Annotated in this window: 10 protein-coding genes; 2 read left to right on the top strand and 8 right to left on the bottom strand. The window is 33.9% G+C overall.

What is annotated here, in order from left to right; genetic code table 11:
* The first annotated feature begins 49 nt into the window (after nucleotides 1-49).
* Nucleotides 50-919, top strand: coding sequence for a bifunctional metallophosphatase/5'-nucleotidase (locus tag H8R24_RS15230; RefSeq protein WP_187020728.1), 870 nt, complete (start codon nucleotides 50-52; stop codon nucleotides 917-919).
* On the opposite strand, the gene H8R24_RS15225 is transcribed toward H8R24_RS15230, so the two are convergent.
* The 7 genes from H8R24_RS15225 to rpsF all read right to left on the bottom strand — a co-directional run bounded on the left by H8R24_RS15225 (nucleotide 905) and on the right by rpsF (nucleotide 8728).
* Nucleotides 905-1597 (bottom strand): hypothetical protein, encoded by a 693-nt coding sequence (locus H8R24_RS15225; protein ID WP_187020726.1) that lies wholly within the window; start codon nucleotides 1595-1597, stop codon nucleotides 905-907. The two genes, H8R24_RS15230 and H8R24_RS15225, sit on opposite strands and share 15 nt — an antisense overlap.
* 12 nt (nucleotides 1598-1609) lie before the next feature.
* The gene (gene ligA, locus H8R24_RS15220; RefSeq protein WP_187020723.1) at nucleotides 1610-3613 is read right to left on the bottom strand and encodes an NAD-dependent DNA ligase LigA; all 2004 of its coding nucleotides are present in this window, start codon (nucleotides 3611-3613) and stop codon (nucleotides 1610-1612) included.
* Between the two features lie 74 nt (nucleotides 3614-3687).
* Nucleotides 3688-4161: a DUF6495 family protein gene (locus H8R24_RS15215; protein WP_187020721.1), complete on the bottom strand. Its 474-nt coding sequence runs from the start codon at nucleotides 4159-4161 to the stop codon at nucleotides 3688-3690.
* Between the two features lie 132 nt (nucleotides 4162-4293).
* Nucleotides 4294-7476, bottom strand: coding sequence for a TonB-dependent receptor (locus tag H8R24_RS15210; RefSeq protein WP_187020719.1), 3183 nt, complete (start codon nucleotides 7474-7476; stop codon nucleotides 4294-4296).
* Nucleotides 7477-7581: 105 nt separating this feature from the next.
* Nucleotides 7582-8019, bottom strand: coding sequence for a 50S ribosomal protein L9 (gene rplI, locus H8R24_RS15205; RefSeq protein ID WP_187020717.1), 438 nt, complete (start codon nucleotides 8017-8019; stop codon nucleotides 7582-7584).
* 65 nt (nucleotides 8020-8084) lie between these two features.
* Complete coding sequence (rpsR, locus tag H8R24_RS15200) at nucleotides 8085-8381, bottom strand: 30S ribosomal protein S18 (RefSeq protein WP_066077030.1); 297 nt, start codon at nucleotides 8379-8381, stop codon at nucleotides 8085-8087.
* A 5-nt stretch (nucleotides 8382-8386) separates the two neighbouring features.
* Nucleotides 8387-8728: a 30S ribosomal protein S6 gene (gene rpsF, locus H8R24_RS15195; protein ID WP_074723697.1), complete on the bottom strand. Its 342-nt coding sequence runs from the start codon at nucleotides 8726-8728 to the stop codon at nucleotides 8387-8389.
* Nucleotides 8729-8894: 166 nt separating this feature from the next.
* Here rpsF and H8R24_RS15190 point away from each other — a divergent pair, with 166 nt between their 5' ends.
* Nucleotides 8895-9590 (top strand): LytR/AlgR family response regulator transcription factor, encoded by a 696-nt coding sequence (locus tag H8R24_RS15190; RefSeq protein WP_187020715.1) that lies wholly within the window; start codon nucleotides 8895-8897, stop codon nucleotides 9588-9590.
* A gap of 5 nt (nucleotides 9591-9595) precedes the next feature.
* On the opposite strand, the gene priA is transcribed toward H8R24_RS15190, so the two are convergent.
* Nucleotides 9596-12049, bottom strand: coding sequence for a replication restart helicase PriA (gene priA / locus H8R24_RS15185; protein WP_187020714.1), 2454 nt, complete (start codon nucleotides 12047-12049; stop codon nucleotides 9596-9598).
* Between the last annotated feature and the right edge of the window lie 20 nt (nucleotides 12050-12069).

The raw sequence follows: 12069 nt of genomic DNA, 5'->3' as shown, positions 1-12069 counted from the left end.
CAATTATGAAAGTGATTATTTGGTGAAATTAAATCCAGTTATATGAAAATTGAGAATACTTTTTCAGCAAGCCCTAAGTAGTTTTAAAGCTGCGCAAGTTACAAAAATAACGATTTTACATACGAACGATGTACACAGTCATATTGATCCGTTTCCAGCTGATGACCCTCGCAATGCGAATATGGGCGGCGTAGCTAGAAGGGCATCGCTAATTGAAAACATTAGAAAAGAGGATACCAATGTTTTACTGCTCGATGCTGGTGATATTTTTCAAGGCACACCTTATTTTAATTATTATGGAGGTGAACTGGAGTTTAAACTGATGAGTATGATGCAGTATGATGCGTCAACGATAGGAAATCATGATTTTGATAACGGTATTGAGGGATTGTATGCCCAAATGCCACATGCAAAATTTGAATTCTTATCGGCTAACTACGATTTTAAGAACACTAAAATGGACGGCTTAGTGAAGCCTTATAAAATTTTTAATAAAAACGGGATTAAGATTGGCGTTTTTGGAATTGGGATCGAACTTGATGGATTAGTAGATAAGAAAATGTATCAAGAAACGGTTTATAACGACCCTATTGAAGCAACACAAGAGATGGTGAGGATCTTGAAGAAGGAACAAAAATGCGACTTGGTTGTTTGCCTTTCTCATTTGGGTTACAATTATAAAAATGAACCCAACAAAATGTGCGACCTTAAACTCGCAGCACTTACTGAAGATATTGACTTAATTATAGGCGGACATACTCATACTTTTCTAGACAAACCTACGGTAGTAAAAAATCTTGCTGGCAATGAAGTGCTCGTTAATCAAGTAGGCTGTTACGGAATTAATTTAGGGCGTATTGATTTTTATTTTGATTCGAATAAAAGGAAAGCTGCCGAAGGAAAATCAATCGTTGTTTAACCGCTCACTAGCTACTACAAATTTATAGAAAGCAAAGCAAACCGCGGTGTTCAACAACAAAGCCATAGGTCTCAGACTGATAAGCTCTAAATCGGCTAGATAGAATTTTTCAATAAAAATAATGAATGTTTGCGTTAGTGACATCATCCCAGATACAAACAGCCAAATATCCTTTTTATTAAAAATTAGTAAATATTGTGATAATATAATACCGCTAAGAGCAGAAATTAATAAAATATTTACAATTAAAATAATATAACTTTCGATCAAAACACTTTCAGGAATGGATACTAAATAAAGAAAATACATCAAGAACGGAATGGATGCGAGTATTGGCGGAATATAATCTTTTAATTTAATCAACTTAGCAACGTAGTATATCTCGATAAGACGATGAAAGAAAACGGCTATTAGCGCGTATCGAAGCATTTTTATTTCGGGTGATATAAAAAATAAGCGCCCTATAAGCAGCAAGACCATATTGACAAAATAGATAGGGCTTCTAAGGGTTGACGAATACCAGTACAATGCTACTAAAATCACTACTTCAATGACCTTAATAGCATATTGATAATGGCTTTCCAGAAAAATCTGAAAAACTACTTCCATACAAGCTACCAAAAAATAAAATACAATTAGAGCATTCTCGACCGTAGTCTCTTTACTAAAAACCTTCATTATTTCTCCATATTAATTAGCATTAATCAGGCTCATAAAATCATCTTCGGATAAAATAGGAATATTTAACTTGGTTGCTTTTTCTAATTTAGCAGGTCCCATGTTATCTCCTGCCACAACATAATCTGTTTTTGAGGATATAGAACTTCCAACTTTTCCACCATTTTCTTCAATGGCAACTTTCAAATCGTCTCTTGAGAATTTAGTAAAAACACCTGAAACTACAAATATTTTTCCCACAAGTTTATCCGTTGCGTTTGGATTTACTTTTTCAATAATAGCAAACTGAATACCATACAATTCTAAGCGCGCTATGATACTATTGTTTTCCTGATTTTCGAAAAAATCAATTACACTTTGCGCAATGCGATCCCCAATCTCATCTACTAAAACTAAATCTATCAAAGTTGCTTGACGCAAAGCCTCAATAGTTCTATAATGCTTTGCTAACTTCTTAGCTACAGTTTCTCCTACAAATCGAATACCTAAGGCATAAAGGACACGCTCAAAAGGAATATTCTTTGACTCAGCTACGCCTTTTACTAGATTTTCGGCCGATTTTTGTGCCATTCTTTCCAATGGAAGAATTTGCTCCACTGTTAATTCATACAAATCAGCATAGTTGTGTACTAAACCATTATTAAAAAGCAAGGCCACTGTTTCTCCGCCAAGCCCTTCAATATCCATGGCTTTTCTCGAAATAAAATGTTGAATTCGACCTATAATTTGTGGTGGACAACCATAAAAATTGGGGCAATAATGATTTGCTTCACCTTCGCCACGTACTAGTTCTGTACTGCATTCTGGACAATGGGTGATATATAATGTGGGGTTCGTCCTACCCGAACGTTGTGAAAGATCTACGGCAATAATTTTAGGAATAATCTCTCCACCTTTTTCTACAAAAACAGTATCGCCTACGCGAATGTCTAATTTTTCAATTTGATCTGCATTATGCAACGAAGCTCTTTTTACAATTGTTCCCGCTAGCTGCACTGGCTCAAGATTAGCTACTGGAGTAATAGCCCCCGTTCTTCCTACTTGATAGGATATCGAATTTAACTTGGTTGATACTTGCTCCGACTTGAATTTATACGCCATAGCCCATCGAGGTGACTTGGCGGTATATCCTAATTCGTCTTGGTATTGAAAAGAATTAACTTTGACTACTACTCCATCTGTTTCATAAGGCAATTCATGACGATGTATGTCCCAATACGCAATGAACTCAAAAACTTCGTCTAAATTATTGGCTAATGTTGCTTCTTTGGGTACTTTGAATCCCCAACTTCTAGCCGACTCTAATCCATCGTATTGTGTAGAAAAGGGCAGTTCGTTTCCAATTAAAAAATACAGTAAGCAATCCAAAGGCCTCTTGGCTACCTCGGCACTTTCTTTTAGTTTTAAACTTCCAGAAGCTGTATTCCTGGGATTTGAGTAAGGCGTTTCTCCTATTTCTATTAGCTCTTGATTCATTTTTTCAAAACCAGCGAAAGGCAAAATAATTTCTCCCCTCACATCAAACTTCGCAGGATAATTTCCATTTAATTGTAACGGAATGGAACGAATGGTTTTTATATTATTCGTCACGTCATCACCCTGAAAACCATCTCCACGAGTAACTGCACGAACTAATTTTCCGTTTTCATAAGTAATACTTATCGAAGCCCCATCGTACTTTAATTCACAAGTATAAGCCAGTGGAACTTCGCCCAATACTTTTTGAACTCTCTTCTCCCATTCGATTAAATCTTCTTTAGAATAGGAATTATCCAATGAATACATACGATGATCGTGAGCAACTGTTTTAAAACTCTTTGTAATTGCACCACCTACTCTTTGCGTAGGGGAATTTTCATCAAAAAATTCTGGGTGTTTATGTTCTAAGTCTTGTAGCTCTTTTAATTTAATATCAAACTCATAATCAGTAATATCGGGTTTATCTAACACATAATACTTGTAATTATGCTGGTTGAGTTCTTCTCTGCGTAATTGGATGTTTTGCTTGATATCCATAAAAATAAAATTGGCTACTTTAGTACTTAAAATCGTGTACTAAAATAACCAATTAAAAAGAAATAACAACGCAATTATGATTCAATAATCGAATTTATTTGTTTGTATAATTGTCCGTCGCTCAAGAAAGCACCTTGTTGTATCAAAGCAAAAAGCGAGGCATTGCGCTCCTCCGTAAATTCTTTTTTACCCGTTTTCATTTCGATTGTATCTGTAAACATATTATCACTCAACCATTGCAAACCATCCTTTGTTAAAAAATCAACTTCAGGGACCAATGACTTTAAAACAATCGACTGAACATGCGTATCAAAACTCTGGAATAAGAAGATGTGATTTTTGGAAAAATGCTCTAAATATTCTGCTCTAGAAAGTACACCTTCCCAAACTAGATCCGAAAATACATCTAACTCTTGTTCTGCAACTTCTGGTTTGTCTTTTTTAATGGTATCCCACTCTGCTTTATCTATTGCTTGAGTAGCCAAAAAATTAGTAAACTCCTGAGTTAGCTCTTCAAATTGTTCTTTAGTTAATCTTCTATATTTCATTTTCTTATTTTAATTAATCGTTCTTAGTCGAAATTAACACTCTTGTAAGAAGTTGCAAATTTAAAATATAAAAACAGAAAAGCCTTCTTTTACAAGAAGGCTTTTCAAAAAAAAATATTATTTTATTAAGTCTTAGAAAATATATCTAATTCCAAATTGCGCTTGCCATCTTGACAATAAACTAGTTTCGTAATTGAATGTTTTAGTTTGCGTACCAGTAAAAGTATATGTTGGCACATTAGAAGCATCAACAGTAACACCAATAGGCTGTATAGAAGTAGGCACTTGAACTAATCCCCAATCAGAATTCAGTAAATTTCCAACGTTCAAAATATCAACACTAAATTGGATTGTGTTAGTTGTTTTAGAATTTGAAGATGGCTTGAAGTTAAAATCTTGAATTAATTTCATATCCCACTTCCCTCTCCATGGGGACAAAGCACCGTAACGCTCAGCATACTGCCCTCTTCTTCCACTCAAGTAATCATCTTGACTAATAAATCTATCATAAGCATCACGTTGTGATTGACCTCCTGAAAAATTCATTGTATTGATTTGAGCAGTAGTAGGAATAAAAATCAAATCATTAGTTGATGATCCATCATTGTTGATGTCACCTCCATAAATATAATTAAAACGTCCCCCTTGAGCATATTCAAAGAAAGTTGAAACTGTAGTTGACCATCTATTATTCGTTCCGTATTTCCATTTTTTTGAACCTACACCAATAAAACGATTTCTATCTCCGTATTTTGAGTTGGATAAAGTGGCATCATTTACATTGCCCTTAGCTGGATTAAAATTAAATGCATCACCTGTAATCTCAGCCTCAATAGAGTTTACATCTTTTGAAACCATAAAGTTATATGCTAAACTAGCATACAAACCATTGTCAAATGTTTTTTGCAATTTAACCGATGTATTAAAAACATATCCTTTACTAGAATTAGTCATAACATATCCACTATTTGCGCCTTTATCAGATCCATTATAGATAGCTCTATTATCAGCACCTACTAAAGTTCCAGTTGGAGCTATTAATCCCCAGTTTTGAACATGTACCCCGTTAATATCTTTATTATAAGACATGTCAAGTGTTGCTATATAATCATTTTTAAATTTATGATCTAAACCTAAACTAGTTCTCCAAACTTGTGGCCATTTAAAATCTTTGTCCATAATTTGAAAAAAACCATCATCTGATCCACTTACTTGATTTCCTAACCATACAAATGGCAATTTACCAGTAAAGATTCCTGTTCCTCCGCGTAATTGCGTTGTTTTATCTCCAGTAACATCCCAGTTAAAACCTAATCTTGGTGACCATAATATTTTATTACTTGGTAATGTTGTCGAAATTAACTGCTCGTTAGTTCCCGTTTTTGGATTATAGTAAAGCGTCGCATTATTTCTGGTTGCTCCATTATCAGTATCAATGTATTTTTGAATTAAATCAGCAGTATTAAAATACAATGGCTTATCAGCTCTAAGTCCCAATGTTAATTTGAAATTATCATTAATATTCCAATCGTCTTGACCATAAAAAGCAACTTGACCTACATTTAATTCTGATAATTTCCAACCTTTATCTCCACCGACGGCGAAATTTTGTTTTGAGTTAAAGACGTCTTGTGCAAATTGAAGATTTTGTTTGATTACACCATTAGGATCCGCAGCATCATCCAAAAATGATTGAACACTTGGATAAGGACCTCCAAAGCCAGGAATATAAAATGTACCACGATAAGGATATACAAAACGGTCATAACCACCTAAGTTAAAAGAATTTTTAAATTGGTATTTCTCAAATGAACCCCCAAAAGTAAAAACATGACTCCCTGTAGTGTAAGTAAGGTTATTTGTTACTTGAAATACCTTTTGATCCAAAGTGTTATGGATTGAAAATGGCTCATTACCTGCAATGATATAGTTTGCTCCTGATCCATCTTCTATATTAATTACTGGCGCAGGAGTTGAAAATGGATTTCTAAAATCATTAAAATGCGTATATCCCGCTTGTAATTTATTAGAAACTGTTTCACTTACTTTAGAGTTTAATTCTACTAAAAACGAATCTAATTTATTGTTAATTTGATATCCCGAATTAGCATATTGCAAAATATTTGCATTTGGACCTCTAAAACCTAATGCTGTTGGATGCGCAGGCTTGTCTTTTGATGCATCTAAAAAATTATAAATTACTGCTAATTTATTATTATCATTGATATTCCAGTCAAATTTAATAATTCCCTTATTTGATCCTGAATTATGTTTGAATCCTTGGTAAGCACCCGTATTGTAGCCTAAAGAATACAAAGCAGAAGAAACTGCTATCAAATCTGACTCCAGAACTCTAGACTCATTGATACCTGTAATGCCATCTCCATTATTAGCGACAAAATTAGATCCTAAATCACTTCGTTTCTCGATCTCATAATTAGCAAAAAAGAATAATTTATTTTTAATGATTGGACCACCAATACTAAAACCAGCTTGAGTTTGCTCTAACGAGGGAACAAAAATTTTCTCTCCCTTTATTTTATTTCCAGTTAAATCCTGATTTCTAAAAAAAGCATATGCTGTACCATGAAATTCGTTTGTACCCGACTTCGTAACTGCATTTACAGAAGCTCCTGTAAAACCCGATAATGTAACATCGTAAGGCGCCGTAGCTACTTGAATTTGATCAATAGCATCTAAAGAAATAGGCTGAGAACCCGTTTGTCCTCCTGGAGTAGCAGCATCTAATCCAAAAGGATTGTTAAACACAGCTCCATTTAAAGAGTAACTATTATACTGATCATTTCTACCTCCAAATGAGCCACCACTAGCGGAAGGTTCTAAACGCGTAAAATCTTCGGCTGATCTTGAAATTGTAGGCAATGCCGTTAATTCTTTTCTACCAATTGTAGTTTCAGCACCTGTTTTTCCACTTTGAAAAACGCGCCCTTTAGAACCTGTGATTTTTACTTCACTAAGTTGTTGACTTTCATCTTTCAAAAGCACATTTAAAATAAATGGCTTTCCTAATTCCAAGTAAACTTCGTTGAATTCTTGCGTTTGAAAACCAACAAAAGTAACAGTCACTTTGTATGGACCTCCTACTCTCATGTTTAACATATTGTATCGACCATCTTCATTTGAAAGCGAAGAATACTTAGATCCCGTAGGAAGATGAATCGCATAAACCGTTGCTCCCGGAAGTGATTCTGTTTCTAAACTTTTGACGGTTCCTTTAATACTGGAAGTAGTTGTTTGAGCGATCATAGAATGTAGACCGAAAACAACTAGTAATAAAGTAAGAATTTTTTTCATTTTTTATAATTAGTATTGATAAAGACAAATTTAGGCAAAAAAAAATCACTCCGAAGAGTGATTTTTAATGTTTTTTTAACAATTTGCTAACAAAACTATATTACATTATTCTGCAATAATTTCATAAGGTAATTCAACAATTACATCTCTGTGTAAACGTACACTTGCAGTGTATTTACCAGTACGTTTAACGATACCGCTAGTGATGAATTTTCTATCAATTGCTTGACCTCCTTTAGATAAAGCTTCGGCGATATCAATATTCGTGATTGAACCGAATAATTTTTCACCACCTGCTTTAGCAGATATTTTAATTTCGATAGCTTTAATAGTTTCAGCTAATGCATTTGCATCTGCTACTACTTTAGCTTCTTTGTGCGCTCTTTGCTTCAAGTTTTCAGCTAATACCTTCTTTGCAGAAGAAGTAGCTAATTGAGCAAATCCTTGTGGGATTAAGAAGTTACGACCGTATCCGTTTTTCACAGTTACTACGTCATCTTTAAATCCTAAATTTTGAACGTCTTGTTTTAAAATCAATTCCATGTTGGTGTCCTTTATTAGAGAAGTTAGTCCCGATAGTTATCGGGACAACAACTTTATTTTTAATATTATTTAAGTAAATCGGCCACGTATGGCATTAAAGCTAAGTGACGTGCACGCTTCACAGCTACAGACACTTTTCTTTGGTATTTCAATGAAGTACCTGTCAAACGACGAGGAAGTATTTTTCCTTGCTCATTTACAAATTTCAATAAGAAATCAGCATCTTTATAATCGATATACTTGATACCTGATTTTTTGAAACGACAGTATTTCTTTTGTTTGTTAGTTTCTATGTTTAAAGGCGTAAGATATCTGATATCCCCGTCTTTTTTTCCTGAAGCAGATTGTTGTAATGTTGCCATAATAATTAAGCTTTTTGAGATTTAAGTTTTGCTCTTCTTCTTTCAGCCCAAGAGATAGCATGTTTATCAAGACTTACCGTTAAAAAACGCATAACTCTTTCGTCACGTCTGAATTCAGTTTCAAAAGCGATTAAAACCTCTCCTGATACGTTATATTCGAACAAATGGTAAAATCCTGATTTTTTGTTTTGGATTTCGTAAGCCATTTTTTTAAGACCCCAGTCCTCTTTAGATACAAAAGTAGCACCTCTACTAGTAAGAAAATCTTCAAATTTGCTTACTGTTTCCTTTACCTGAACATCAGATAAAACGGGATTTAAAATGAAAACAGTTTCATAATGATTCATAAATATATATTTATTTGTTATTTTGGGTGCAAAAGTAGTGTTTAATTTTAAAAAAACAAGCAAAAATTCAGTTTAATCGTTGAAATGCAAAAATAATAGCCGAAAGTTTAGATTTTTATTTATTTTTACTTTATATTTACTCTACCAAATCTAAAATCACTTAATTATGAAACTAAACTGTGTCGTTGTTGATGATAGTTCTATACAAAGAATGATCATTGCAAAGTTAGTTAATAATCACCCTAATTTACATTTAGTAGGCGATTTTTCTAACGCTATAGAGGCAAGAAGCTGCATGTCTATACATGATGTAGATCTAATTTTTCTTGATATCGAGATGCCAGTTATCAATGGGTTTGACTTTCTGGACGGATTAAAAACAAAACCTCAAATTATATTCATTACTTCAAAGGCTGAATACGCCATGAAAGCTTTTGATTACGATGCTACTGATTATTTGCAAAAACCTATAGCAATTGATCGTTTTAATGCTTCTGTAAAAAGAGCTGTTGATATTCATTTGTATAAAAATGACAACAAAGAGGAAGAAGGCGAGCACATCTTTATTAAAAGTAACCTTAAAAAACTTAAAGTTTTCACTTCCAAAATAAAATGGATTGAAGCTTTTGGTGATTATGTAAGAGTTGTTACAGAAGAAGATAGCAACCTTGTACTTTCTACCATGAAGTCATTCGAGAAAGACTTATCTAAAAAGAAATTTGTACGCGTTCACAAATCCTACATTATTAATATAGACAAAGTGGAACGCTTCAATAGTAAGTTTGCCGAAATAGGTACTACTAAAATTCCTTTAAGTAGGAATAAAAAAGAAGACCTTGTTAAAGCCTTGGCTGTTGAGTAAGGACCTTAGTAAAAATCAACATTGATTGACACTTTTATAGCTCTATATTGAGCAACCGCATCAAAACTATTCAGCATTTTCTGAATAGTTTTTTTTGTATTTACGATAGACGAATTTTGTGGTATCTTAATTATTATTGTACGTATATATTCATTCCTAATTCTATTAATCGCTGGTTCTTCGGGCCCAAGTACCGGTAAAGCTAGATTTTGACTCATTACTTGATACAACCACATAGCTCCTTCTTTCAATTTATCAAAATCACGGTGTTTCAGGGTAATCTTAATAATTCGGAAATATGGAGGGTATTTATAAATTTGCCTGTCGTACAACTGCTCTTTATACATTCCTATATAATCATTTTTAGTCACTTGCTGGATCGTATTATGATCTGGATTATAAGTCTGTATAATAACCTTTCCTTGCTTGTACGATCGACCTGCACGTCCTGATACTTGCATCATCATTTGAAAACTTCGTTCGAAAGCTCTAAAATCAGGATGATACAACATATTATCAGCATTCATAATTCCAACCAAACTTACATTATCAAAATCCAAACCTTTAGCTAGCATTTGTGTACCTACTAAGATATCAACTTCTCGGTTTTTAAAACTGTCGATGATTTTTTCGAAACCAAATTTTCCTTTGGTTGTATCCTGATCCATTCGACCAACCTTATAATCTGGAAATAAAATCGTTAGTTCTTGCTGAATTTGCTCTGTACCAAAACCTTTGGTTGTCAAATGCACACTGGTACAACTATGACAATGCGTGGGTTTTGAAATGGAATAACCACAATAATGGCAACGCAATTGATTTTTATGCTTATGATAAGTTAAACTCACATCGCATTGCTGGCACTGTGGCACATGTCCGCAAGTTAAACATTCTAATAATGGCGAATAACCTCTTCTATTTTGAAACAATATAACCTGCTCCCCTAAGGCTACTGCACTCGTAATGTTTTCGATTAAAACATCACTAAAGTGCCCGTTCATTCGTTTTCTAAAGTACTTATCTTTTAAATCAACCAATTCTATATCCGGCATCATTACATTTCCATACCTTTTAGACACCTCTACTAAACCATATTTATCTGTACTAGCATTAAAATAAGTTTCTATACTTGGCGTCGCTGATCCAAGCAACACTTTGGCTTTATACATACTTGCCAATACTATCGCAGCATCACGAGCATGATACCGCGGCGCTGGATCCATTTGTTTAAAGGTTTGCTCATGCTCCTCGTCTACAATGATAAATCCTAAGTTTTGAAAAGGCAAAAACAAAGCTGACCTCGCTCCTATTACAATTTGAGCTTTTTCAGAATCTTGTAAAACTTGGTTCCAAACTTCAATTCGCTCATTATTATTATACTTCGAATGAAAAACAGCTACTTTATTCCCAAAGTATGCACTTAACCTACTCACTAACTGCGTCGTAAGAGCAATTTCCGGCAGTAAATACAATACTTGCTTCCCTAAAAGAAGGTATTGTTCGATTAATTTAATATAGATTTCAGTTTTTCCACTGGAAGTCACCCCATGTAAAAGGCATACTTCCTTTTTGATAAAGGAATCTGTAATTTCGACTAAAGCCTTTGATTGAATCTCACTTAATTGCAGCTGATCTTCTTTTCCATTTCCAGTAAAACTAACCCGGTCTTCCTGTAGATAATAATCTTCAAAAAGTCCTTTATCAATTAAGGCTTTTACAATTGCTGTTGTGGATTGAGCCGAATCTACCAGTTTTTTTACCGTAATAGGCTTTTTTTCGGTCGCTAGCAATTGAAAATAAGTCAATACAATTTCCTTTTGCTTGGTGGCATTTTTTAATGTCTCAAGCAATTCTCCCAAACCATTATTTGTCTCATATTGCGCACTAAGTCGTACATATCGAACTAATTTTGGCTTATAATTCTCTTGCATTTCTTCTTGAAGTGCTACTACACCCTTGTCAATCAATTTTTGAATAACAGGAAAAATATTTTTTTTGTTTAAAATCGCAACAATCTCGTTTATCTTAAGTGACGATTGCAATTGCAACGCTTGATAAACAAGATACTCATCATCCGAAAGCAAACTTTCATCTACAAAATCGGTTGTTTTTTGAGAAATTATAGTTTCACTTTCTAGAAGCAGCGCACTAGGCATAACACCACGATACACATCACCAATAGCACACATATAATAACTTGCAATCCATTGCCAATGTGCAATTTGAATTTCAGTAACTATGGGCTTTTCATCTAGAATTTGATGGATTTCTTTAGCTTCATAAAGCGTTGGTTTTATTTGATGCTTATCAATAACCAACGCTGTATAAATTTTATTTTTACCAAAAGGAACCGCTACACGCATTCCTTTTTTGATATAAAGATACTCAGCATCCGAAACACAATATGTAAAGGTTTTAGCAAGTGAAAGCGGTAAAATAACTTCTACAAAAAAAAGCATTCAATAAGGATGTTGTTAAG

Source organism: Flavobacterium muglaense (genome assembly GCF_014305155.1).
Lineage (GTDB): Bacteria > Bacteroidota > Bacteroidia > Flavobacteriales > Flavobacteriaceae > Flavobacterium > Flavobacterium muglaense.
This window is presented reverse-complemented; position numbering and strand designations above follow the sequence as displayed.

Excerpts from the sequence above, each read along its gene's own strand:
- H8R24_RS15225 (WP_187020726.1), bottom strand. The coding sequence starts at position 1,597 with ATGAAGGTTTTTAGTAAAGAGACTACGGTCGAGAATGCTCTAATTGTA.
- ligA (WP_187020723.1), bottom strand. The coding sequence starts at position 3,613 with ATGGATATCAAGCAAAACATCCAATTACGCAGAGAAGAACTCAACCAG.
- H8R24_RS15215 (WP_187020721.1), bottom strand. The coding sequence starts at position 4,161 with ATGAAATATAGAAGATTAACTAAAGAACAATTTGAAGAGCTAACTCAG.
- H8R24_RS15210 (WP_187020719.1), bottom strand. The coding sequence starts at position 7,476 with ATGAAAAAAATTCTTACTTTATTACTAGTTGTTTTCGGTCTACATTCT.
- rplI (WP_187020717.1), bottom strand. The coding sequence starts at position 8,019 with ATGGAATTGATTTTAAAACAAGACGTTCAAAATTTAGGATTTAAAGAT.
- rpsR (WP_066077030.1), bottom strand. The coding sequence starts at position 8,381 with ATGGCAACATTACAACAATCTGCTTCAGGAAAAAAAGACGGGGATATC.
- rpsF (WP_074723697.1), bottom strand. The coding sequence starts at position 8,728 with ATGAATCATTATGAAACTGTTTTCATTTTAAATCCCGTTTTATCTGAT.
- H8R24_RS15190 (WP_187020715.1), top strand. The coding sequence starts at position 8,895 with ATGAAACTAAACTGTGTCGTTGTTGATGATAGTTCTATACAAAGAATG.
- priA (WP_187020714.1), bottom strand. The coding sequence starts at position 12,049 with ATGCTTTTTTTTGTAGAAGTTATTTTACCGCTTTCACTTGCTAAAACC.